This is a genomic window from Nonomuraea turkmeniaca, from assembly GCF_005889735.1.
GTDB classification, from domain to species: Bacteria; Actinomycetota; Actinomycetes; order Streptosporangiales; family Streptosporangiaceae; genus Nonomuraea; species Nonomuraea turkmeniaca.
Genome location: NZ_VCKY01000577.1, coordinates 1 through 728, shown reverse-complemented (window position 1 = coordinate 728; position 728 = coordinate 1). Strand labels below are relative to the sequence as shown.

Here is a 728-nt window from a genome sequence, read left to right as displayed (position 1 = left end):
CGTCCGGGATCGCCTGTGCCGTAGGGGATCCCGTTGCCTTGGCCCGAACCTGGCTTGCATCTCTCTATGCGTTTCGCTTACCTTCAAGGACTCAGGGCGTACGCCGGGCAGCACTTCATGCCGCGCGACGCCCTCCGTATTGCCGAGACCGCGTCCTGGCCAGATACGAACCTCAGGTTCGTCAGCAGGACGCGGCCGCCGAATCCGCCCAGTCGCGGAACCGGGGACCCACTTCATCCGGGGTGAATCGGCGCCCTCTCGTAGGGGCGATCCGTAGGGCACTTCCACGCCCGAACCCGTCAGCTAACCCGGTAGGCGGCATGGAAGCAAGGAGCATTTCCCCGTAATGGCCCACACCGTCATCGCCCGTGCCCTGACGCCCGCCAGCCTCTCCCTGTTCGCCGCCGGACTCAGCGTGGCCGCCGGCGCGGCGCTGGCCGGCAGCCCGGCCTTCGCCGCCGACCACCACACCACCACGCAGCCGGCCCGCTCCACCGCCGCCGCAACCCACGCCGCCGCGACCCACGCCGCCTCCCCCCAGACCGGTGCGCAGGAAGGCGCCCGCCAGGGCACCGCCGAGGCCGTGCTGAAGGTCGCCGAATCGCAGATCGGCGTGGCGGAGAACGCCGCAGGCGGCGGGACCCCGTTCCACAGCTGGTACATGTCCTCCCAGCGGGCAGCCGAGACCGTCGCCCGCGACGGCGGCAGCCTGGGGGCCTACGCCAACG

The 728-nt window shown here is 71.3% G+C and carries 1 pseudogene and 1 riboswitch; the pseudogene reads left to right on the top strand.

Annotation, left to right across the window (positions count from 1 at the left end):
- Positions 1-186 precede the first annotated feature (186 nt).
- Positions 187-333, top strand: a riboswitch (cyclic di-AMP (ydaO/yuaA leader).
- A gap of 13 nt (positions 334-346) precedes the next feature.
- Positions 347-728, top strand: a pseudogene (locus ETD86_RS54615) (CHAP domain-containing protein); the annotation flags it as partial.